The sequence below is a fragment of the Rhodothermales bacterium genome (genome assembly GCA_013002345.1).
Taxonomy (GTDB): domain Bacteria; phylum Bacteroidota; class Rhodothermia; order Rhodothermales; family JABDKH01; genus JABDKH01.
Genome location: JABDKH010000024.1, coordinates 1 through 22,483 on the forward strand (window position 1 = coordinate 1; position 22,483 = coordinate 22,483).

General features: G+C 58.2%; 17 protein-coding genes. 3 read left to right on the forward strand and 14 right to left on the reverse strand.

The window, feature by feature from the left end; all coding sequences use genetic code 11:
• Positions 1 to 136: 136 nt before the first annotated feature.
• A complete protein-coding gene (gene pyrF, locus HKN37_01025) occupies positions 137 to 979 on the reverse strand; it encodes an orotidine-5'-phosphate decarboxylase (protein ID NNE45221.1) in 843 nt (280 codons plus the stop codon).
• A gap of 261 nt (positions 980 to 1,240) precedes the next feature.
• On the opposite strand from pyrF, the gene HKN37_01030 reads away from it, so the two are divergent.
• On the forward strand, positions 1,241 to 3,268 hold the full coding sequence (locus HKN37_01030) for an acyl-CoA dehydrogenase (protein NNE45222.1): 2,028 nt from the start codon (positions 1,241 to 1,243) through the stop codon (positions 3,266 to 3,268).
• Between the two features lie 39 nt (positions 3,269 to 3,307).
• On the opposite strand, the gene HKN37_01035 is transcribed toward HKN37_01030, so the two are convergent.
• From HKN37_01035 to HKN37_01095, 13 genes are all read right to left on the reverse strand, one after another.
• Positions 3,308 to 3,709, reverse strand: a complete 402-nt coding sequence (locus HKN37_01035; GenBank protein ID NNE45223.1) for a hypothetical protein — start codon at positions 3,707 to 3,709, stop codon at positions 3,308 to 3,310.
• A 147-nt stretch (positions 3,710 to 3,856) separates the two neighbouring features.
• On the reverse strand, positions 3,857 to 5,485 hold the full coding sequence (locus HKN37_01040) for a DUF1501 domain-containing protein (protein ID NNE45224.1): 1,629 nt from the start codon (positions 5,483 to 5,485) through the stop codon (positions 3,857 to 3,859).
• A gap of 23 nt (positions 5,486 to 5,508) precedes the next feature.
• On the reverse strand, positions 5,509 to 7,116 hold the full coding sequence (locus HKN37_01045) for a DUF1800 domain-containing protein (protein ID NNE45225.1): 1,608 nt from the start codon (positions 7,114 to 7,116) through the stop codon (positions 5,509 to 5,511).
• Positions 7,117 to 7,187: 71 nt separating this feature from the next.
• Positions 7,188 to 8,252, reverse strand: a complete 1,065-nt coding sequence (locus tag HKN37_01050) for a WG repeat-containing protein (protein NNE45226.1) — start codon at positions 8,250 to 8,252, stop codon at positions 7,188 to 7,190.
• Between the two features lie 16 nt (positions 8,253 to 8,268).
• The gene (locus HKN37_01055) at positions 8,269 to 9,324 is read right to left on the reverse strand and encodes a WG repeat-containing protein (GenBank protein NNE45227.1); all 1,056 of its coding nucleotides are present in this window, start codon (positions 9,322 to 9,324) and stop codon (positions 8,269 to 8,271) included.
• Between the two features lie 34 nt (positions 9,325 to 9,358).
• On the reverse strand, positions 9,359 to 10,999 hold the full coding sequence (locus HKN37_01060) for a DUF1501 domain-containing protein (GenBank protein ID NNE45228.1): 1,641 nt from the start codon (positions 10,997 to 10,999) through the stop codon (positions 9,359 to 9,361).
• Positions 11,000 to 11,030: 31 nt separating this feature from the next.
• The gene (locus HKN37_01065; protein ID NNE45229.1) at positions 11,031 to 12,620 is read right to left on the reverse strand and encodes a DUF1800 domain-containing protein; all 1,590 of its coding nucleotides are present in this window, start codon (positions 12,618 to 12,620) and stop codon (positions 11,031 to 11,033) included.
• A gap of 266 nt (positions 12,621 to 12,886) precedes the next feature.
• Positions 12,887 to 14,167 (reverse strand): serine--tRNA ligase, encoded by a 1,281-nt coding sequence (gene serS / locus HKN37_01070; GenBank protein ID NNE45230.1) that lies wholly within the window; start codon positions 14,165 to 14,167, stop codon positions 12,887 to 12,889.
• 122 nt (positions 14,168 to 14,289) lie between these two features.
• Positions 14,290 to 15,219 carry an SDR family oxidoreductase gene (locus tag HKN37_01075; protein ID NNE45231.1) on the reverse strand — a complete coding sequence of 310 codons (930 nt, stop codon included), beginning with the start codon at positions 15,217 to 15,219 and terminating at the stop codon, positions 14,290 to 14,292.
• Positions 15,220 to 15,233: 14 nt separating this feature from the next.
• Complete coding sequence (locus HKN37_01080; GenBank protein ID NNE45232.1) at positions 15,234 to 15,770, reverse strand: hypothetical protein; 537 nt, start codon at positions 15,768 to 15,770, stop codon at positions 15,234 to 15,236.
• Positions 15,771 to 15,801: 31 nt separating this feature from the next.
• Positions 15,802 to 16,293 (reverse strand): acyl-CoA thioesterase, encoded by a 492-nt coding sequence (locus tag HKN37_01085; protein ID NNE45233.1) that lies wholly within the window; start codon positions 16,291 to 16,293, stop codon positions 15,802 to 15,804.
• A 178-nt stretch (positions 16,294 to 16,471) separates the two neighbouring features.
• Positions 16,472 to 17,740 carry an asparagine synthetase B gene (locus tag HKN37_01090; GenBank protein NNE45234.1) on the reverse strand — a complete coding sequence of 423 codons (1,269 nt, stop codon included), beginning with the start codon at positions 17,738 to 17,740 and terminating at the stop codon, positions 16,472 to 16,474.
• Between the two features lie 41 nt (positions 17,741 to 17,781).
• Positions 17,782 to 19,680, reverse strand: coding sequence for a tetratricopeptide repeat protein (locus HKN37_01095; protein ID NNE45235.1), 1,899 nt, complete (start codon positions 19,678 to 19,680; stop codon positions 17,782 to 17,784).
• A 75-nt stretch (positions 19,681 to 19,755) separates the two neighbouring features.
• On the opposite strand from HKN37_01095, the gene HKN37_01100 reads away from it, so the two are divergent.
• Complete coding sequence (locus tag HKN37_01100) at positions 19,756 to 20,955, forward strand: 1-deoxy-D-xylulose-5-phosphate reductoisomerase (protein ID NNE45236.1); 1,200 nt, start codon at positions 19,756 to 19,758, stop codon at positions 20,953 to 20,955.
• A gap of 71 nt (positions 20,956 to 21,026) precedes the next feature.
• Entirely contained in the window at positions 21,027 to 22,448 is a 1,422-nt protein-coding gene (gene rseP / locus HKN37_01105) for an RIP metalloprotease RseP (GenBank protein ID NNE45237.1), read from the forward strand.
• Positions 22,449 to 22,483: the final 35 nt, after the last annotated feature.

A 22,483-nucleotide genomic window follows, 5' to 3' on the forward strand; every position in this document is an offset into this window, starting at 1 on the left:
GAGGAATCGACTACGGTCTGCTCGTAGGATCGAGCGAGCATAGGCATGCTGAGAGGGAATGCTGAAACCGGCCATTGGCGTCCCGCCTTTGTTATGACACGACTTCATGCCGGGGCATAACGCGAAGCGGTGGCAATCACGCGTTGGGCGGCCTGTTTCGTTCAATCTCATCTCGCAGGTCACGCGCGGCGCGTTCAGCGGCCGCGGCGTAATCGGCCCCCGAGTCGGCATACAGGATGCTACGGCTGCTGTTAATGATGAGCTGGCCGTCGGCCGTCAAACCGGCTGCAAGAACGCGAGAAACATCTCCTCCCTGGCTACCGATTCCAGGCACGAGGAAGCAGGTCGAGGGACAATCATTCCGAAGGCGGGCGAGGCCGGCCGGGTCGGTAGCCCCGACCACCAGCCCGACTTCGCCGTCCAGATCACGTCCCCACGAAACCGCGCTCCGGGCAACATGCCGGTACAGGGGTACACCCGCCTGAGACCACTCCTGGATCTCCCGCGCATCGGGATTTGATGTGCGGGCTAATACAAAGGCCATTTTACCCCGATACTGCAGGAACGGCTCGACGGAGCTTCTGCCCATGTACGGCGAAACCGTGCATGCGTCGAAGTTGAGAGCCTGCAGAATAGACTCTGCGTAGAATCGGCCGGTGTTTCCGATATCGCCTCGTTTGGCGTCGGCGATTTTGATCTTTGAATCAGGTATTACTGAAACCAGACGCTCAAGGACGTTCCATCCGTCAGCTCCCAGGGCCTCGAAAAAGGCGAAATTGAGCTTGTAGGCGCACGCGTGGTCGCGCGTGGCTTCGAGAATGTCACAACAAAACGTGAAGACACGATCGCGCAGCGACATGGAGCCAGAAAGGACGTCGGGGAGTCGCGCGGGATCAGGATCGAGGCCGACACAGAGCAGAGAGCGGGTGTCGTCCTGGGACCCCTGCAGTTTATCGGTAAATGATCTGGTGGCGGACACGGATCGAGAGGTGAGTTTGGCCGAAGATAGACACCGGATGCGGAGACAAGATCCGCGTCTTGTCTCGTTTAGTGTGAAATGAAATGTGCCGTGATTTATGGCCGGAACAGTGAGGACACGCAAGTGTCACAGATTGCGCGGAAAAGCGCTTCCAGCGACCCTCGCCGCGGCGTATGTTGTGATATCATGAGAGCACCGACGGGCCGATTCCGACAGACCACATAAGGCCGCGGCCGTAACGAATGTAAAGGAGTTTTCTATATGTCGACTGCAAGTTTCAGTAACCTGAAGAAGGTCTCCGAGCGAGACCGCAAGATGATCGAGGACATCGAGGTGATGCTCGGTCCGGAGCCCTCCGAAATGGGCTTTGTCAAGAACCTCTTCTGGGGCCGATTCAGGAGCGAACTTGTCTTTCCCTACCCGCATGTCTCGCACGACGAGCGTGCAAAATGTGACATGCTGCTCGAGCGACTTGAAAGTTACCTGCGCGACGAGCACCCGGCAGTGCAGATCGACCAGGAGGAGTTTATCCCGGACTGGGCCATCGAGAGGCTCTTTGATCTGGGTGTCATGGGCATGACCATCCCGGAAGAGTTTGGAGGACTGGGTCTGGGCGTATCGAGCTACAACCGGGTGCTTGAGCGCATCGGGAGCTATTGTGGTTCGACGGCGGTGATGGTATCTGCGCACCAGTCGATCGGTTGCAAGGCGCTGATGTTGTTCGGAACGGAGGATCAGAAGAACAGATTTCTGCCCAAAGTTGCGCGAGAATACCTGTCGGCGTTCTGTCTTTCCGAGCCTCAGGTTGGATCGGATGCGGCTGGACAGGAGACCCGCTGCGAGAAGATCGAGGACGGTGAGTACTACGTGCTCAACGGAGAAAAGAAATGGAGCACGTCCGCATACAAGAGCGGAATGCTGACGGTAACGGCAAAGCAGCTGATCCGCGATCCGAAGACCGGCAAGGAGACTGAGGCCGTCACGGCGCTTATCTGTACTCCGGACATGGAGGGCGTCGACATCTTTGAGAAGAACCGGAGCAAGACTGGCATTCGGGGTACCTGGCAGGGAAGAATTCGATTTACGAATGTCCGCGTGCCGAAGGAAAATCTGCTGCATCGAGAAGGCAAAGGACTGAATGTCGCGCTGACGTGTCTCAACTACGGACGATGCACGCTATCGGCAGGCGTTACGGGTGCGGCCAAGAGGTCGCGTGACCAGGCGACCAAGTGGGCGCAGACCCGGTACCAGTTCGGTCGTCCAATCGCGGACTTTGAACTCGTACAGGAGCGGATCGCCCGCATGTCGGCCCTGACGTTTGCCATGGACGCCGTGCTCTATGCCGTGACGGGGATTCTTGATCGCGGCGATCAGGATGTCATGTTGGAAACGGCGATCTGCAAAGTGTTCTGTTCGGAAATGGGGTGGGAAACCATCGACGACGCGATGCAGATCATGGGCGGCGAAGGCTACATGACTGAGAACGAGTTCGAGCGGCTCTGGCGCGACAACCGGATTCACCGCATCGTTGAGGGATCGAACGAAGTCATGCAGTCGTTCGTCTTCGCGTATGGCGGCAAGCAGCTGGCAGAGCACATGCTGTTGATTCAGGATGCGATGGGGTGGAACTCAGATGAGTCGATCTCGGCAAACCTCAATCGCATTCTCGAGAATGGCTTGAAGCCGACTCTTCTTCGGCGCTCGATCAAGCTCGGTGCCGAGCTGTTCCTTGGGCTCAAGCCACCGGCTCCGGCCGTACGTGGATTGCATCCTTCGCTCAGTTCGTACGCGGAGCGCATCTCGAGACTCGTGCGGGAACACACGCACTACTTCAAGCTGGTCAGTAAGTGGCACCGTGAAGAAGTCATTCAACGGCAGGTCGATCAGGCTCGTCTCGCGAACGTCGCGATGTACATCTTTGCGATGACGGCGTCGGCCTCAAAGATGGATCAACTGCTTCGTTCCGGTGAGCGCGGCGACGCCTATGAGCGAGACCGAACTGCTTTCCAACACGCATTCGATTTGTTCGAATTGAGGATTCTCAACACGTTCAGAGAGCTGCGAGTTAACGCGGACGACTCGATGCGTGAGGCGGCAACGGCCTCGCGGCTTCACAACGATACTCTGCCGAACTCGGACTACGTAATCCACGAGTCGTCACCCGTAGCACACGGGCAAGGGCGACCGGTTGCCATCGGCCACGTCAGACAATTTCCGGGGTCGAACGTCTTGTCCGGTGGTGATGGCGCCGTTGTTGAGGCACCGACCTCACCGGAAACGGACCGCTGACCGACGCTTGGGCCTGGCCTGGCAAGAGTGCAGAGCGAATTACTGCGATTCGGCAGCCTGTGTGCAATACCCGCCTTGATGCGAAATGTCGGGCGGAGTGACGAACATACAGTCTGACATGGTTCCTTTCTCTCGATTGACGCGTGCCTGAACCTGATTGTACTCTTCAACGAGATCGGTCAGCTCCGCGTCGTCGGTGAATTCCGTCGAGTAGATGAGGTACGTCCAGGGACCGCCGCAGGGTTTCGATCCGAAGGCGATCGCACGGCATGAACTCGCTTCCTGAGCTGGTGCGTCGCCTATCAACGCGAGAATTCTGGTTTCCAGTTCGTCGAGCCCGGGATCGTCGTCCGGGCCGCTGATCTGGCAGCCTCCGGCCAGGACCAGAAGCGGGACAATCATTGCCGGCGCCAGTCTGAAGATCAATCTTTTTCTGCGCACGATCATGGTTCTTCGAACGCTTGCCTCACATTCACATTCAGGAGAGATAATGCGTCGCACGCGTCAGGGTTTCCGGTACCCTGGGAAGTGCCCTTTGCCACATCGTACGTCCCGGCCGTGAACACGACTTCCACGTCGCGATTATCCCTATTTGACGACAGCCATCTTGCCCGCCACGCTACCGTGGTCGGTGGTCAGGCGGTACACGTAGGTGCCGCTGGGGAGCCTTCCGGCATCGAACGGCATACTGTACGATCCGGCAGTCTGCTGCCGATCAACCACGCGTTGAATCATCCGCCCCTGTACGTCAAAGATCGACAGGTCGACATGCGAGGGTCGCGCGAGTGTGTACGAGAGGGTGGTCGTGGCGCTGAATGGATTGGGATAGGCCGGTCGCAACGCAAATGCTTCCGGGACCGCCTCAGGCACAGTGCTCGTCGGCACGGCCGGGTCTGCGACAAAATCAAGCCGATCAAACGAGCCGCCAAGTACCTGTTCAGTGGCCGTTTCCGGCAGGCCGAACCAGTCTGTGAGGACGGTTGAGTAGATGCTTCGGAAGTCCTCCTCGAATTTCATGTTGCCGGTCAGATCAAGGTCCGTCAGGTCGGGCTGAGCGCCCAGCAGTCCTCCCGATACGCCACCCCCGAGAACAAACAGAGGTGCCGCCGTTCCATGATCAGTTCCGCCTGATCCGTTCTGGTTCACTCTGCGTCCGAACTCCGAGAACGTCATGGCCATCACGCGCTCATTCATGCCCGCGATTTCGAGATCCGCGTAGAAGGCAGTAAGGGCCTCCGAGATGTAGCGCAACAGAGTGGCATGTGGTCCAGGCTGACCGGCATGCGTGTCGAAGCTGCCAAGCGACGCCACGTAGATGCGCGAACCCAGATTCCCCTTGATAAGCTGTGCGATGACCGCGAGGCTGTCCGCCAGCGGATTCGGAGACGGGTATTCGTATGGCGCTCCGCTGTTGCTCGCTGCGTCCTGAACCGCAGATGCGTAAAGGAACGAGTCGTTGGCGACGGAACGCACAAACTCCATCTCATTTCCGTACGCGGTATTCGGCAGATTCGTGACGTCGTACACCAGACCTGTCTCCGCAATCTGCGAGAACAACTGGACACTGGCCAGACTCATACCCATGTTGGCGGAAGGCCCCTGGAAGATCATGCTTGACAGTCCGCCCACCTGCACGGCGAGTGGATACTCGGGAGGCTGCTCGCCAAAGTCAGGGAAATCCGCATCGAGGTAACGACCCATCCAACCGGTATTCTGCACAACATCCGAGTCGCTGGCCGATACCCAGATGTCCGTCGACCTGAAATGAGAAAGATTGGGTTCGGGATAGCCTACACCCTGCACGACGGCGAGGCGACCCTCGTCCATGTGCGACTTGAGCCCGCTCAGTGATGGATGGAGTCCGACTTCCGGAGAGAGTAGCGTCGCCTGCGATTTCGCGATCGCGATACCAGGTCGATTCGCGTAGTAGATATCATTCTCGACCGGAATGACCGTATTCAACCCGTCATTGCCGCCGTTCAACTGGATCAGAACCAGGATGCGATCGGTCTCGACGGCCCCGAGCGCCCGAAGCAGGGGGCTCTTCCCGTACGTTGAAATTGGAAGGCCGCCCATGGCCACTGTGCCCCCGACCGTCATGCCCATCGTCGAGAGGAACGATCGACGCGACCATGTGCTGTGGTCGCCTGCATGCGCATCACCATGCGAAAGGCAGCTTCCCTCACGTCCAGTCTGTTTGTTCGTTGCTTCACTCATGACCCGATCTCCAAACCATACATCTAGATGAGCTGATAGTCAGGTAGCTGGAAAAGGAATCTGAGGTATAGATAGATCTTGATGTTGGCGCCTGCCTCGTACAGATTCCAGTCGTGCCAGGGGAGGCCTCCGAGGAATACCTTTGCAAGATCAAGTACATACGGGGGACCGTTCAGGAATTCATCCGGGATGGGATAGGTGACGAGGTCGCCGGCGAAGTCGCCGTCTATTAGTGGGAAGTCCAGCTCGTCGATTGGCACGGCCAGCACGTGGCGTGCGAGTGCGACGGGCAGGCGGAACGCAGCGTGGGGATCGCCTGGATCCACAAGAAGTGATGCAAGCGGAATCATGTCCATCAGATCGGTCCCCGTGCCGTTGGTCAGCAGGAAGTCTGGCGTGAGCCAACGGATCGGCAGTGTCGTGGTCGAAACCCACGCGTGATGTCCAGGCCACCCCGCCACATTGGGTGGATTCAAAACCACTTGCTCCAGGAAGAAGGAGAGTCGGCCCGCGATGGAGAACACACCCGATGGGAGGGGGGCATGGGATTCGATCAGCATTCCCGTGACGAGCTCCGCCGGGCTTTTGATTTTAGCACCTGCTACGGCGTTATCGAAGAAGTGTGCGCTCTGTAGCAGCGTCTCCACGACGGGCTTCAGTTCGAAATCACTCTGAACAAGAATCTCAGCGAGTCCGGCAACGATCACCGGGTCGGGAACGGCATAAACGAACTCAGAATAGAGTTTGGCGCATATGAATTCTGCGATAGCCTGAGCGCGTTCCTCGAATATGATGTCGACCACGTCTGCGTATGCCCACGATCCCGTCCGCTGCATGAACGTCTTCGGATCGCCATCGTGATAGAAGGCGAAAAACGACGACTGCAGCGAGAAGAAGTTGACCTTCCAGCCTGTCAAGGCGCGGGCAATCTCCTGGATATCAGACTCCGTGTAGTTCGGGATCCCCTGCGCGTCCACTTGCCCCATCGTAAAGAGTTCGAGCAGTTCGCGCGCGTAGTTTTCATTGGCCGTGCCGATTTCGTTTTGTGTTCCATTCAGGTACAGCAGCATAGCCGGGTCGATGCCCACTTCGTAGACGAGGTCCTTGAAGTTGCCGAGGGCATGCGTACGCAGGAGTGTCAGGTAACGGTACGCGAACGGGGCGAGGAAGTAGGCGCCCGTCGAGGTTACGAAGTGATCGTGCCAGAAGAGTGTCAGGCGCTCCCGCAAGCCGTAATAGTACATCCGCTCGAACCAGTCGTACCGGTAGTCGACCAGCCACTGATTGTTGTCGGTGATGTAGGTCTGGAACTCGGGGGTATTCGGATCGCCGTTCGGTGGAGCCATGTCTGCCCAGAACGGTGGATCAGGCAAGGCAAGTGAATAGGCGTCGTCGACGATCGCCGCTGCCGCTGCAGACGCCTGTAGTCCGACGAGTTCGGACACCCTGTCCGGTGCCGCGCCGAATCCGGTGCGTCGCAACAGGTGCGCCGCCATTCTTTCGTCAAGGACGGCGTCGCTTGGTTCGAGGCCTGCCTCGATCGACAGTGGCTGAGCGCTCATCCTGCTGTCGGCGCCAGCGAGCCGGCTCAGGAACGCTCTTCGATCCAGTTGTGGGGTCGAGTGCAACATGCCATAAAGAATACGGGATCACTCGGCCCCAGATGTCACAGAATTATGACGATTTCTCCTCGATCGGTAGATCAGTCAGTCGGGAACCACACGTATTTGCCGTGGGCATCTACGTAGCCGAACGTGGTCCGCTCGCCGACGAGACGCACCACGCGTCCCATGCCGTTCTCGAAGTCAGAGACCTCGTCGAACTCCGTAGCGACCAACTGATTACCGTCGCGGTCGATGTAGCCCCATTTCTGATTCATCATCACGGCGGCTACCCCGTCGTTGAATGACCTTGCATCCTCGTACGAGGGTTGGATAACCATCGTGCCTGTTGCATCTACGTAACCCCAGGAGTTTCCTCCGTCTCTTACCGGCGCGAGCTTATTTCCGAAGCTGCCCGCACTGATGTACTTCGGACTGATGACCGTCTTTTTCTGGCGGTCGATGAAGCCCCATCGATCGCTGATCTTGATCGCAGCCTTGCCTTCCGAGAATGCACGCGCCGATGCGTACTGAGCCGGTATCACCGGATTCCCGTCGCGGTCGATGAACCCGTAGCTGTCATCCGATCCCTCATACAGCGCGACCCCCTCCGAGAACGTGGTGTACTCGTGATTGTCCAGACGAGGCGTCTCGGACGTGCGCACTATCTCGCCGTCGGAGTCGATGTACTCCCAATCATATTCTGCTGTGCGAACGAACGCCCGATCGTCAGAGAAAGGCCCCGCGTTCACGAAGGTGGGGTTGATTACGACGCTGCCGTTCTTGTCGATATAGCCCCATCGTCCATCGATTCGAACGGCCGCCACACCGTCCGAGAACGGTTCTGCGTATTCGAACCTGGGCTCGATGGCGTACTCTCCTGTGCGGTCAATGTAACCGAATCGGGATGAGGACCGGACGGGAGCAAGTCCCTCCGAAAAGGAACCGGCTGACCGGAAGTCCGGCTCGATCACCATTCGTCCGTTGGAGTTGATGAACCCCCACTCTCCGTCGAGTAGCACGGGGTAGAACGATACCACGTCGTCGTCGGAATCGCCGATTCCGGGTATCATGTCGCATCCGTTCAATAGCGTCGCCGACGACAGGAGCACGCCCACCATCAGCAATTTCAGAATGCGATCCGGATTTCGTGTAGACATTTTCATCGTGGGTTGGGATCTGTCAATTGGTGGGATACCAGACGTATGAACCGAGTTTGTCGATGTAGCCGACATTCTCGGACTCGGAGTTGCCGGTGAACACGCGCGCAACGCCTCCTTCGAAGTCCTCGGCTCTGTAGAATTCACGGTCGATTGCAATGGTGCCGCTCTTTTGACCGATATAGGTCCACCTGTTGTTGAATCTCACGGCCGCATAACCCTCCGAGAACGGCCGCGCTTCACGGAACTGCATGGGGATGACCGTACGGCCGGCCTTATCGATATATCCGACAAGTTCGCCTCGAACTGCCGCCAGTCCATCGGAGAACTGCGCCGCCGATTCGTACTGTGGCGAGATTGCGGGTGAACCATTGCGATCCAGATAACCCCATCCATTGGATGTCGCAAACGCGGCGAGACCTTCCGAGAAGTCGCCGGCGAATTCGATGGCGAACGACGGATCGATCGTGACAGCACCGGTGGTATTGATATAGATCCAGCCGTCCACGCCCTCGACGGCGGCCATTCCGTCAGAGAAGGATCGCGCGTCCGCGTAGGTGGGCGGCACGACCATTGTGCCGTTTGTTGAAACGAAGCCCCACTGCCCGCTCACGCGCACCGCCGCGTAGCCCTCGGAGAACGGTTTGGCCAGATCAAACTGAGCCGGAATGACTTCGTTACCGAAAATGTCAATGAAGCCGTACTGGGCCGCGAGGTCAGATCCGCGTACGGCGGCCAGGCCCTCCGAGAAGCGACCGGCAATGCGATACTGGGGCGCCACGGCTACGTTGCCGCCCTCGTCGATATATCCCCAGTCGAGTCCGACCTGAACGGCAGCCCGCCCCTCTGAGAAATCGTCTGCGCCGTCGTAGGCCGGGACAACAGCAATCCGACCCTCGCTTGACACAAAGCCCCACTGCCCGTCAATCTCGACGGGGTGCATTTTAGAGTTGACACGGGCCTCCTCGCTGCCACCTCCGATGAAGTCGCACGAGGCGAACATGAGTGCGGGGGCGACCATCGCCCAGGCGACGAGCCGGGCCATGGGGAGCGAGATTGCAAAGATGTTTCGTGACATGGTTGTCGTGGCCATCGGTGGTGGTGAGGGTGGGTTACTTCGCAAGGATCATCTTCCGATTCAGCACGCTTGAGCCTGTCTGCAGCTGGTAGAGATACGTGCCGGAAGGAAGTGCGTCGGCATGGAAGTCGATCGCATGACTCCCGGACGCGACGGTTCGATCAATGAGCGTCGTCACGCGACGTCCTTCGATGTCGTAGACCGTCAGCCTGACGTGAGCGCTGGCCGGCAGATCGAAACGAATCTGGGTGCTTGGATTGAACGGGTTCGGGTAGTTCTGGTGCAGCTCGAACGATCGGGGAACCACGGGGTCGTCGACTCCAACCGAGGCTCGGTTCTCCACGAAATCGAGGCGTGAAAACGTGCCGCCCAGTACGGTGTCGACAACGTCGCCCTCCAGCCCCAGCCAGTCCTGCATGAGGGTGGAGTACACGGCCCGATAGTCGGTTGTATACCTGGGGTCGCCACCATAGAGGTCGAGGAGGTCGGACTGGGTGCCGTAGAGACCACCGGCTAGACCCGCCCCGAAGAGCATCATAGGCGCGCCGGCGCCGTGGTCCGTACCACCGGAGCCGTTCTCGCGAAGCGTGCGCCCGAACTCAGAGAACGTCATGACGACGACACGTTGGTCGAGCCCATCCTGCTCGAGGTCAGCCATGAAAGCGGCCACGGACTGAGCAATGTCACCGAGTAGTGACGCATGCCCACCCTGCGGTCCGCCCTGGTTGGAATGGGTGTCGAACCCACCCCTGGATACGGTGTAGAGATTGGTCGGAAGTCCGCCACGAAGCATCCGTGCGATGACGGCCAGCGACGAGGAGAGTCCGCTGTCCGGATAGCCGGAGAGGTTGCTGCCGGCCTGGGTAGCATTTTGCACAGACTCGACATAGCGGAACGAAGCGTTCGTCACGCTGCGGATGTATGCAAGCTCGTCGCCGTAGAGGGTAGCCGGCACATTCTCCGTGTCGTAGAAGCCACCTTGCTCCACAAATCTGTCGAGATCACTCGCGTCACTAAACGTAACCGCCAGGTTGCCCGAGCTACTCTGGAATAGCGTCGCCGGCCCGCCGACGCGAACCGCCAGCGGATAGTCCAGTGGATTCGAAAAGAAGTTCGGATTCTCGTTGATCAGATAGCGTGCAAGCCAACCCGTGCTCTCGGGTGCCCCCTGATCGCGACCGGTTGACCAGTTTACCGTGCCCTCAAAGTGGCTGCGCGTTTGATTCTCGTATCCAACGTTGTGAACCACTGCCATCCGACCATCCATCCACAGATTCTCAAGCGGACTCATCGCCGGGTGCAGTCCCGTTTCGTTGTCGAGCAGGACGGCCGAGCTCTTTGGGATGGCGATCGTCGGACGGTTGTTGTAGTAGATGTCATTCTCGACGGGCACGACCATGTTGAGGCCGTCGTTGCCGCCATTCATCTGGATCAGAATCAGAATCCGATCTGATCCTGACTGCTGCAGTGCGCCGAGCAGTCGTGACTGTCCGAATGCACGGACGGTGTGGTTCCCGACGGTCAGGACGGTACCTGCAGCCGCGAGGCCCATCCGCGTCAGGAAGTCGCGCCTTGACCAGGCCGCATGATCCTGTTCGTGCGCATGGCCGTGGTGCAGGCAGGCGCCGTGACGATGGCCGCCTTGCCGCAAAATATCTCTTTCACGTTTCGTCATGTTGAAAGTGTCTGAATGACTCCGGTCAGGACTAGGTGAGCTGATAGGCAGGCAATGCAATCAGATAACCGAGATAGGCACGAAGCAGGCTGCGTGCTTCCTCGACCCGTGGGTTGCTATCGTCGATGATGATCGGCCACTCGTGATACGGCGTGCTGTCCAACAGCAGCTTGACGAGGTTTTGCTCGTGCGCGGGTGCGTTCACCACGTAGCCCGGCAGCAGCGAAGGGTCGCCTGCAAACGGCTCCGAAACCTCGCGAATTCCCGTTTCCGACAATGGAAGCGGGATCAGAACTGTCGCGAGATCGATGGCGATCCGGTACGGGTCAGAGGGGTCGGAAACCTTGGAAACGAGCTCGAATGGATCATAGCTTGCACCATTCCGCTGGTACAGGACGTCGCTGGCGACGGTCCAGCGGTCCGGCAGGGTGCTGGTCGTCAGCCAGGTGTGATGTCCGGGGTTGCCGCTTGCATCCGGCGGGTTCAGTCCGGGCCAGCCCGCCACGTTCGGCGGATTGAGAAGCTCCTGTCCGAGGTTGATCGCGCTAAGCACTTCTCGCAGTTCCTCCCATAGCGCCTGGGTCGGCACCACTTCCACTTCGCGAAGAAATCCGAGGACAAATTCAACCGGACTCTTAATCCGAGCTCCGATAACCGTCGCACGATAAAAGTGCTCGCTCTTCAACACCTTGCGCAATACGGGCGCGACTTCGAAGTCCGCTGCAATGAGCTCGGACGCGATATCGGCCACAACGGTGTCGTCGGGAATCGCGTGTACAAAGAACGTGTACAGTTTTCTCGCGATGTAGTGGGCGATGGCGGGCGTCCGCTCCTCGAATATGATGTCGATGACGTCGTCGTACTTGAACGCTCCGGTGCGGCCGAAAAATGTCTTGGCCCCGCCGTCGTGCAATGACGGGTCGAACGAGGTCGTCCGGTTCTGTGTCACCGCCCATCCGGTAAGCGCACGGGCGATCTCCTTGATGTCTTCCTCGGAATAGTTCAGTTCGCCTGACGGTCCATACTGGCTCATCGTGAAGAGCTCGAGCAGCTCGCGCGCAAAGTTTTCGTTGGCCTGTCCGACCCTGTTGAGATAGCCATCCAGGTACAGATGCATCGATGCGTTGAGGCCGGTCCGCCGAACCAGTTCACGGTAGTTACCGACTGCGTTCTGGCGAAGCAGCTTGTAGTAGTCGTACATAATGTGTCCGACCGACAGCGACGTCTTGTTCTGATTGATACTCCATTGTGTCGGCAGATGGTTGTGCCAGAGCAAAGTCATCTTTTCGATGAGGCCGATGGTCCGCATGTCGTTGAACCACGACTTCTGCAGATCATAGATCTCATTGACGCCGGTGTTGGAGCCCGATGCGTACCACGACGGAGCTTCGGGCAGGGGAGATGCGATTGCTTCGTTGACGAGTCGATCGACAGCGGCGCCAACGCTGCCGTCGTTGAGCGCGCGGTCGACGTCACGCTTCAGTGCGCCGAATCCTGTGCGTGCGACGAGGTGTCGTGCCTGCACCCTGGTCCACGATCCCGAATAAGGGGCGAGCGATAGGGAGCCGGATGAGGCTGTGGTGGCCGTACCGGTCGGAGCGTACGTCGTTTTTCTCGACATATGAGCGATTCGATCGACTTGATGGTGTGCCCCCGACATCACCAGACGACCGCCGCCATGACGAGTGGTCGCGTTCAGGATCGAGCCTGATCGCGGCCGGCGCTGGAACAGGGATAGTGGTTGGGCTAGTGGGAGGGATCGACGGGCGGCGCCATCGATTTAAATGGCACGTCAGGCGGCCAGGGGGAATCCGGGTCTCCTGAACACAGGAGAGGGCCTGATCCCTGGAGAGGGCCAGGCCCTGCAAATACTTGTGCACCAGCGGTTCAGTCGATTAACGATCCGCCGAAGTAGGGTTGAAGAACGGGCGGCACGTCGATGGTGCCGTCGGAACGTTGATTGTTCTCCAGGATGGCGGCAACGGTGCGCGGAAGTGCGAGGGCGCTCCCATTCAGTGTGTGGACGAAGTCCACCTTTTTCTCACCCGCGGGCCGATATCGCGTCCGCGTTCGTCGGGCCTGGAAGGCTTCAAGATTTGAAATCGACGAGACCTCGAGCCATCGCTCCTGACCTGCACTCCAGATCTCCAGGTCGTATTTCTTGGCCTGGCTGAATCCCATGTCACCCGTGCACATCAGGAGTCGCCGGAAGGGCAGCCCAAGCCGTTCAATCGCTCTCTCCGCATCCGACGTCATCGCCTCGAGCGCATCGTAGCTGCGGTCGGGGTGAGTAAACTGGACGAGCTCGACCTTATCGAACTGGTGCAGTCGATTGAGTCCGCGGACGTGCTTGCCGTACGAGCCGGCCTCTCGTCGAAAGCAGGCCGAGTACGCACAAAACTTGATGGGCAGATCGGCTTCCGCGACGATCTCGTCGCGCAGGAAGTTCGTAACGGGTATCTCTGAAGTCGGAATGAGGTAGAGTTCGTCACGAACGATTTCGTACATCATGTCTTCCTTGTCGGGAAGCTGTCCTGTACCGGTCGCGGATGCCGCGTTTACTACGAGAGGAGGCTGAATTTCTCGATAGCCGCCTTCGGACACGGCAAGGTCTAGGAAGAACGATACCAGAGCGCGCTGCAATCGTGCCCCTGCGCCGACGTAGAAAGGAAATCCGGCGCCCGCGACCTTCGATCCCCGCTCGAAATCAACGATCTCCAGTGCAGCGGCCAGATCCCAGTGCATCCGGGGTTTGAAATCGAAGGTCGGTTTGACTCCCTGCTCCGACAGCACCTGGTTTTCGTCGGCCGAGGTGCCTCTGGGCACCGACGCATGGGGGACGTTTGGAAGCTCCAGCATGAGAGATTCGACAAGTGCTTCCGTCGCTCGAGACGACTCCTCCAGCTCCTGCACCTGCTTCTTCAGTTCGGCCGTTTCTGCTATCAGGCGCTGTGCCTCTTCCTTGCGCCCATCGCGCATGTGGGTCCCGATCTCCCGCGACACCTCGTTTGACCGCGCCTGCAGCTTCTGGAGGGCACTGAGTTCCTCACGTCGTCGGGCATCGGCTTCGAGCAGGTCGTCGACGATCTTCATGTCACCGTGTCCCTTGTCACGGATGGCTGATTTCGCGATGTCAGGATGCTCTCGAACCGCATTGAGATCGAGCATGAACAGGACCTTATAGCTGATAAGTAGTATTAAATAAAAGGTATAAGACTATGTACTGCAACCTGTGACAGTGATCGATCCGTCGTTGGCTCGACCGCGTATCGGGGCGCAGCTGACGCCACTTATTTCTCTGTCGCAACCGAGGAATCTACCTGCTTTCGCAACGTTGTGAGCGCCTCCAGTACAGTGCGCGGTTTGTAGCCGAGTTCGGTTTCTGCCTTGAGGATGATAAAGCCTGTTTTCGGTGGACGTGGAGCAGGCTGCGTAAACGACCGGCTGTCCGCTCGCTCGATGAGCGCGGCATCAAGACCGAAGACATCCGCAACGCCTGTGGCGAAGTCGTAGATCGACATCATCTCACGCCCCGAAACATGAAACACGCCGGACTTCCCGAATCGCACTACACGCTCCACTCCGTTGGCGAGGTCGTCGACAAACGTTGGAGTACGATGCTGATCTGTCACAACCCGAATTGTCTCTCCTGACGACAACTTGCCAGCCACCCACAGAGCAATGTTGTGTCGGCCAAGGTTTTCACCTGTACCGTAGACGAGGACTGTCCTGACAATCGCCCATCGATCGAGCCCGGCCCCGCGCACGACGTTCTCTGCCGCAAGTTTGGACTTTCCGTAGAAGTTCACAGGATTCGGGCGATCGGTTTCCCGATACGGTCCGCTTTCTCCGTCGAAAATAAAGTCCGTGGAAATCTGAATCAGTCGCGAGCCTCCAGCCAGGCAACACTTCGCCAGGTGTTCCACAGCATCGACATTCGCCCGCCAGCAGGCCTCCCTGTTTTCCTCGCACGCGTCTACCGCAGTCATTGCCGCGCAGTTAATCACAACGCCGGGCGTAAAGTCCGAAAACACGGCACGGACGGCGTCGTAATCGCAGATATCCATCGGCACATATCCACCGGATCCTCCGTGGAAACGTGCGGTCTCGTCTCTGCCCGTGGCGAGGACGTCATACTCGGGATAGCGACTCAGCAGTCGAACAAGCGACTGGCCGAGCATGCCGTTTGCCCCGGTAATGAGTGTTCGGTTGAAGAGCATCCGGCGTATATCGGTTACGGGTAGAAACGCAGGCCAATGCCGCCGCTGAGATGCAAGCCCGGGTCAGGAAAGACCCGGAACCATGGCGTCAATCCGAGAAAAACCTCGAACCTCTCGGTGAAGAAGTTCACTCCGAAATCGCCACTGATGCCCGCCACAACTTCCGCATTGTTCGAGCCACTTTCTTTGAAGCCCACGATCAAGCCGGGACCGAGATAGTAGTTCAGAGGTGAGTCTTCGAGCGCGTGTTCGTGCAAGGCGTGGGCATTGACATAGAAGAAGTCATCGAGGTCCCAGGCGACCAGAAAGCTGTACGCTTTCGCAGCTTTGAGAATACCGTCGCGCTCAATGTTACGCCGATATACTTTGACAGTGATTCCGCTGGGATCGCCAACCTGGCCGCCGATACCGACTCGACCTTCAGGCTCATGCTGATCGTAGTCCGGTGCCACAGCTAGCTCATCGGGCGCGCTCATGGTCTGGGCCGTTGCGGGTATAACCAGTAGTAGGGCCGTGCATGCCATCACGAAAATCTTGGCAATCTTCGACATCTTGTAGCCACCTGTGGGTTGGGGCGGCGGTTTAGCTCTTGAGTTTGGAGAAGGGTGTCCGGTCATCCAGGTACTTCGCATCTTTCATGTCCAGACGGCCTGCCAGAATCAGTCTCAATTCCCGTCGTCGCGCTGCCTCGTCGAATGCTTCGCGCTCTTCGTCCGTCTCGGCTACGATGGGTGGCGCCGCAACAGCGTGCAGATCTTCATCCACGGCAACAAATGTGTAGTACGCACGGTTCGAGGCCCGCTTTTCCTGCGTACGCGGATTCTCTGCCCATACGTTGATCTCGACTTCCATCGACGTTCTAAACGCTCGGTTAACCTGGCTTTCAAGCGTCACAATTTCTCCGAGCCGGATGGGCGAATGGAACTCCACGTTATCAACGGCAGCAGTTACGCACACACGATTTGTGTGGCGCTGCGCCGAGATGGCCGCGCAAATATCCATCAAGTGGAGCAAGCGGCCACCCATCAGGTTTCCGAGCGTGTTGGTGTCGTTCGGCAAAACGATTTCGCTCATCACGCTTCGAGAAGCAGCGACTGTCTTCACGATCGATCCTTGTCTCTGGTGTCACGGGAAATGCTCCTTCATCAAGACGACCGGTTGTTTATGGACCGGTACCGAAGCGAGCAAGTGGGACGACAATATACGATGACCGGGGTTCATGCCGCGCGTGGCCGGAGGTGCGGACAACGCATCAGGTCTTCTGCTTCTTCTTCTTGGCGGCGGGAAAAAGGATGTTGTTTAGAATGAGACGATAGCCCGGCGAATTCTTGTGCAGATTGAGATCAGTGGGAGGATCTCCAACGAAATGCTGATAGTCCTCTGGATCGTGCCCGGCGTAGTACGTGAACGTCCCCTGTCCAAAACTGCCGTGGAGATAACGCACTTCGTTTCGCCCGGGTGCCTCTGCGAGAATCGTCACGCCGGGTTTGACCGTTGACTTTCGAAACGCCGTCGTCTGTCCCACGAAGCCTTTCACCGTGGCCACGTGATTCTGTGTGAGCATGGTCGGAACCGGATCCCACTTTGCGCTGAACTCGAACAGCGTAAAGAAATCGAGCGCCGGATTGCGAAGCGGCGGCGGCGGTGGGCCGGTATCGATGTTCGAGTGTTCGTACTCGTTGGCGTTGAAGCTCGGGCGAAACTCGTGGAACGCGAATGTATGTTTAAAATCCAGCCTCGAAAGTGCATCGGCATCGATGGGATCACCGTCGTATTCAGCCGGCACGATGTCGATTCCGTGTGCCGCCATGGCGATATCAAAGGTGTCGGTGCCCGAGCACATGGCAAACAGAAAGCCGCCCTGTCCTACATAGTCGCGAATCGTTTCGGCCACGGCCAGTTTCAACTGGCTCACCTTGCGATAGCCCCTGCGACGCGCCGTCTCTTCGGCCTGTCGTTGCTGCTCGATATACCAGGGGAATGTTCTGTAGGTGTAGAATTTCCCGTACTGTCCGGTGAAGTCCTCGTGGTGAAGATGCAACCAGTCGTATTCCGCAAGCTTACCATCCAGAATATCGTCGTCGTAGATCATGTCGTACGGCACTTCCGCGTAGGTGAGGGCCAGCAATACGGCATCGTCCCACGGCAGTGTCTGCTGTGGAGCATAGACCGCGATGCGCGGTGGCTTCTCCAGTCTGACGACGGCCGTATTTCGGTCGGGGTCTTCGATCTCTGCCATCAATTCGGCTGACGCCGCCGCCGTCGATCTGTTGAAATCGACACCACGGACTCGCAATTCGTTCTCGATCTCAGGCGTTGCAGCTACCAGGAATGAGCCGCCCATGTAGTTCAATAGCCAGTCCACGTCGATACCACGATCGAGCACCCAGTATGCCACGCCGTATGCCTTGAGATGGTCGGACTGACCGGCACCCATCGGGATGACAATGTCCTGGCTGCTTGCCGGGGTCGTACTACTGATCACCAGCAGCAGCATCAGGAGGCAGGCTATCTTGGACATGACGTTTGAATCTGGTGAACTGTGTGGGTGTACAGGCAAATCTACACGCCGTCTCCGCGTAGTTCGCGAATGCGGCTGCGAGCATTGCTGACAAGTAACGAGCCCGGGTATTCCGTCAGAAGCCGAGAATACAGACTGAGCGCGCGATCTGCGTCGCCAAGATGCTCTTCGAATAGTCGGGCGGCCTCGAACAGACTTCGGTCGGCCAGGTAACTGGTTGGATAGATGAGCGGAATCTCCCCCAGTAGGGCTGCGGCCTTTTCGTAGTCACCTCGCTCGATCTGTATTTCTGCGTTGAGGAAATCTGCGTCGTCGTTAAGTGGATGCATCCCGGAGTCGGCCTTCAACAGACGGAGCAATTCGGCGGCCTCGTCCAACCGTCTTTGACGGAGTCTCAGTTTCGCCTCCGCGAACCGCCGCAGTGGCGTCTGAAGTGAATCCGGACCCTTGTTCTCGAAGAGCAGGAGCTTCATTTCGATGGCATCATTCGCGACCTCGGTAGAGGTGTTTTCCTCCATAGCTTCGACAAGTGCGTTGGCGGCCTCGAATTCTCCCCGGTAGAAATGGATGAGAGCGACCTGGAACCGCGCTTGCTGGGCCTGCTCTCCAATTCTGAGCTCGTCCTCAAGCCGTTGAAACACAAGACGCGCTTCATCCAATCGGTCGCGAGTCACATCAATCTGGCCCATTTCGAAACGCGCCTCATTGGTCGCCGGATGAGTCGGAAAGCGCCTGACGAGGTCGGTATACATTGCGTGGGCTTCGCCAAGTCTGAAGAACACGGTCTGTAGAATCCGCGCCATATCGAGCATCACGAACGGATAGAGTCCGTGGTTTGGATGTGCTTCCACGAAGCTGGTGTACGCTTTCATGGCCGCATCGTAGTGACTGGCCTGCATACGCACTCCATCGGAGTTTACGGCGCGCTCGCCGATCGACTCCGCCCATTCGACGTGCAGTTGCCCGATGCCTCTGGCAGCCTCGGGCGCCATGATCGACTCCGGGTAGCGCTGCAGTATGATGTCGTATGCGTCGCGTGCCGCCTCGAACGCGTTGGCGTTGAGCGCGCGGGACGCGAATCCGAACAGTACGCGGCCCTGTTCCGATTCGAGTCGATCGATCGCCCGGTTTACATCAAGTGCGCTTCCGTAGTCTCCATTCTCCTCGTAGAGCCAGGCGAGCAACTCACGATATGCACGATTCAACGGGCTGGATCGTACGGCTTTCTCGGCAATCGGAATACTCTGCTCAAGTACGCCTTCCGAAAGGCCAGTCGAAGTCAGGCGACTCCGAACTACGCCGAGCTGTCGATTGTCGTCTGCGAGGAGGCCCACGTACTCCGTCATGGCAAGATCGTGCTTCCCAAGGAGGCCCTGCACGTAACCGAGCTCCCGGCGAAACGCCGAATCGTCGCCTGTTCGCTTGCGACCACTTTCGAGAATCTCGACTGCATACTCGAAGAGGCGAAGCTGGACGAGGACCTGGTAGACCGCGACGTAGGAAGCGGTGCGGTCGGGAGCCAGCTCAATCGCCGCACGAAAGTCACTCAGAGCTCCCGACTCGTCTCCCTGCAGCGAGCGCAGTCTTCCGCGATCCGCCAGATGCGTCACGGGAAGGGGCTCCCGCGCGATCTGATCATTGATGATCCGGATCGCATCCTCGTACATCTTCGTCGATTCGTAGGCTTGTTTCAGTCGACTGTAGAAGACGAAAGTCTCGGGCCAATCCGCGTACAACTGCTCGAGCAGTCCAATAGCGCGATCGAACTGGCCGGCGCGAAGAAACGATTCGGCGAGCTGGAATCGGGCGACGGACGTGCTGTCTGCCTGCTGAGCGAAGACCGATGTGGCGCCGGAACCGAGTACGAACACGAGTCCCGCGACGACGGCCGCGGTGCGGAAGGTGATCCGGGCTTTCGTGTATCCGCTTGTGGGGGCCATGAGTTTAATATTGAGACAGACGATCGTAAGTTTCAGTCAATTCTGGCTGCGTACTCTGCGCCACTCCTCGCCCGCATGATGCCTGGTTCCCAAACACCTTCAAAGTCGGCGCGACCACGTGGCGTCAGCATTCTCGGGTCAACCGGATCGATTGGTCGTCAGACACTCGATATCGTCCGACTGTTTCCTGAGAGGTTTTCGGTCCGAGCTCTGGCGGCCAGAAACAGCGCCGAGGCGCTGATCGAGCAGGCTCTGGAGTTCCGACCGGAATGCGTGGTTATCACGCGTGAGTCACGCTATCCGCAGGTGCGTGATGCGCTTGCGGGTACTGGTATTATGGTCCATGCGGGTTCAGATCATCTCGCATATGCGGCTACGCTGGATTCCGTGGATGTCGTGATGGCCGCCATCGTGGGTTCAGCAGGGCTGGGTTCGGTGCTTGAAGCCGTAAGGGCGGGAAAGACGATTGCTCTTGCGAACAAGGAAACGCTTGTTGTTGCCGGAGAAATCGTGCGGTTCCATGCCAGGAGGTCGAATGCCCTCATCGTTCCGGTAGACAGTGAGCATTCGGCGATTTTTCAGTGTCTTGTCGGGGAGTCGGTTGAGGATGTGGACGAGTTGATCCTGACGGCATCCGGCGGTCCGTTTCTCGATCGGCCTGCGTCGACGCTCGCTGAAGCGACTCCGAAAGAGGCTCTTGCACACCCGAACTGGTCGATGGGTCCCAAAATCTCGATTGACTCGGCGACCATGATGAACAAAGGGCTTGAAGTCATCGAGGCTCACTGGCTGTTCGGAATTGGCGGCGATCGAATCCGCGTGCTTGTCCACCCGCAGTCGATCATTCATTCGATGGTGGAATTTGTAGATGGCTCGACGAAGGCCCAGATCGGTGTACCTGATATGAAAGTGCCTATTCAATACGCGCTCACTTATCCCGAGCGGTGGCCGGCGCCTCATGAGCGTATCGATTGGAATGCGTTGGCACGACTTGATTTCCGGCTTCCTGCGCTGGATAAATTTCCGTGCCTGGGTCTCGCGTACGACGCGCTGGCGACGGGGGGATCGGCGCCTGCGGTTCTGAATGCCGCCAACGAAGCCGCCGTGGACCAGTTTCTAAAGGGGAAGATCAGATTTACCGATATAAGTGTTGCCATCGCCGACGCGCTGGAACAGCTGGCTTCGTCAGAGATACCCGACCTTGAGAAACTGATGGAGATCGATGCTGCCGCGCGTGCGCTCGTGGTGGAACTCAATCGACCAACCATTCATTGAACGCGGGCACGTGCACCGTCGTTCTCGCCCACCCACTTCTTCGCCCTCTTCCCTGACTCTGTATTCGCCTAATGGAATTCGCCCTGGAAATGCTCTCGTACGTCGGCTGGGTGCTTCTGGCCATCATGATCCTCGTGTTTGTTCATGAGATGGGCCACTTTTTGTTTGCCAAGCTGTTCGGAATGCGTGTCGACCGGTTTTCCGTTGGCTTTCCACCCAACGTGCTGAAGAAGCAGATTGGAGAGACCGAGTACGTCGTGGGCCTGACACCTCTCGGAGGCTACGTCAAGATCTCCGGTATGGTAGACGAGAGCATGGATACAGATTTCATCGCCTCCGAGCCGCAGCCGTGGGAGTTCCGGTACAAGCCGGTGTGGCAGCGCATTGTTGTGATCACGGCCGGCGTTGTATTCAACGTGCTGCTCGCGACCCTTGTCTACATCTCGATCCGATATTCGTCCGGGGAGACCTACATCCCGGCAGAGAACGTGGACGCCGTGTATATCGAGGACGGTTCGCTCATGCACGATATAGGTCTCCGTACCGGAGATCGGGTCGCCGCTGTGAACGGTGAACTGCTGGATCGTGCCGACGACATTATCTCGCTCGATGCGCTGACGGCCGACCGTCTTACGATAACCGTTGAACGGGCCGGCCAGGAAGTAACGTTCGAGGGGCCTCCCGACATCATGACGAGGCTGAATCGAACAGATGGGAATTTCGGAATATCCTTTAATCCCAGCATCATCGGACGTGTCGCAAAGGATTCGCCGGCCGGGTCCGTTGGATTGCAGCGAGGCGATCGGATCGTGCAGCTGGACAGCCTCCAGATCGGATTCTGGAACCAGCTGACCAACCAGATCAAGACATCCGAAGGGAAGGAGATGTTGATCAGATGGGAGCGACCTGACTCCCTTTACGATCGTGGTGGCGAACTTCCGGCCGGAACATCACTGGAGCGTCACGACGGAGGAGTGGCTCTCTTTCAGGGTCGTATTACGGCCAAGCAAGTGTCTTTTGACGGTTCGGATTACTTCGGAATTGGGATTGGTTCACCCGATGGGCAGCTTCTACAGCACGAGCTTGGATTCACCACGCGAAACTATTCACTCGGCGCCGCCATCGTTGCCGGCGGGCGAGAGACCTGGGTCACGACACGAGCAATTCTCACGAGCCTGACTCGCGTCGTCAGCGGGCGAGACAATTTCCGTGAAACGATGGGCGGGCCGGTCGCGATTGCCCGCGAGACGAAGCGTGCAGCGGAAGGTGGATACTTCTGGCGCATCGTGGCCATGCTTTCGATCACACTCGCAATCGTCAACATCCTCCCGATACCGGCTCTCGACGGCGGGCACTTGCTGTTCCTTCTCTATGAGGGAATAGTGCGCAAGGAACCTTCGGTCCGGTTTCGAATGATTACGCAGCAGATTGGGATGCTGGTGCTGCTGGCCTTCATGGCGTTTCTGATCTTCAACGATATCATGCGCCTTTGACCGGGCGGAAGAACTCGTTAATTCCCCGTCACGCG

Coding starts and splice junctions, on each gene's coding strand:
- HKN37_01030 (NNE45222.1), top strand. CDS start 1,241: ATGTCGACTGCAAGTTTCAGTAACCTGAAGAAGGTCTCCGAGCGAGAC.
- HKN37_01040 (NNE45224.1), bottom strand. CDS start 5,485: ATGAGTGAAGCAACGAACAAACAGACTGGACGTGAGGGAAGCTGCCTT.
- HKN37_01045 (NNE45225.1), bottom strand. CDS start 7,116: ATGTTGCACTCGACCCCACAACTGGATCGAAGAGCGTTCCTGAGCCGG.
- HKN37_01050 (NNE45226.1), bottom strand. CDS start 8,252: ATGAAAATGTCTACACGAAATCCGGATCGCATTCTGAAATTGCTGATG.
- HKN37_01055 (NNE45227.1), bottom strand. CDS start 9,324: ATGTCACGAAACATCTTTGCAATCTCGCTCCCCATGGCCCGGCTCGTC.
- HKN37_01060 (NNE45228.1), bottom strand. CDS start 10,999: ATGACGAAACGTGAAAGAGATATTTTGCGGCAAGGCGGCCATCGTCAC.
- HKN37_01065 (NNE45229.1), bottom strand. CDS start 12,620: ATGTCGAGAAAAACGACGTACGCTCCGACCGGTACGGCCACCACAGCC.
- serS (NNE45230.1), bottom strand. CDS start 14,167: ATGCTCGATCTCAATGCGGTTCGAGAGCATCCTGACATCGCGAAATCA.
- HKN37_01075 (NNE45231.1), bottom strand. CDS start 15,219: ATGCTCTTCAACCGAACACTCATTACCGGGGCAAACGGCATGCTCGGC.
- HKN37_01080 (NNE45232.1), bottom strand. CDS start 15,770: ATGTCGAAGATTGCCAAGATTTTCGTGATGGCATGCACGGCCCTACTA.
- HKN37_01085 (NNE45233.1), bottom strand. CDS start 16,293: ATGAGCGAAATCGTTTTGCCGAACGACACCAACACGCTCGGAAACCTG.
- HKN37_01090 (NNE45234.1), bottom strand. CDS start 17,740: ATGTCCAAGATAGCCTGCCTCCTGATGCTGCTGCTGGTGATCAGTAGT.
- HKN37_01095 (NNE45235.1), bottom strand. CDS start 19,680: ATGGCCCCCACAAGCGGATACACGAAAGCCCGGATCACCTTCCGCACC.
- HKN37_01100 (NNE45236.1), top strand. CDS start 19,756: ATGATGCCTGGTTCCCAAACACCTTCAAAGTCGGCGCGACCACGTGGC.
- rseP (NNE45237.1), top strand. CDS start 21,027: ATGGAATTCGCCCTGGAAATGCTCTCGTACGTCGGCTGGGTGCTTCTG.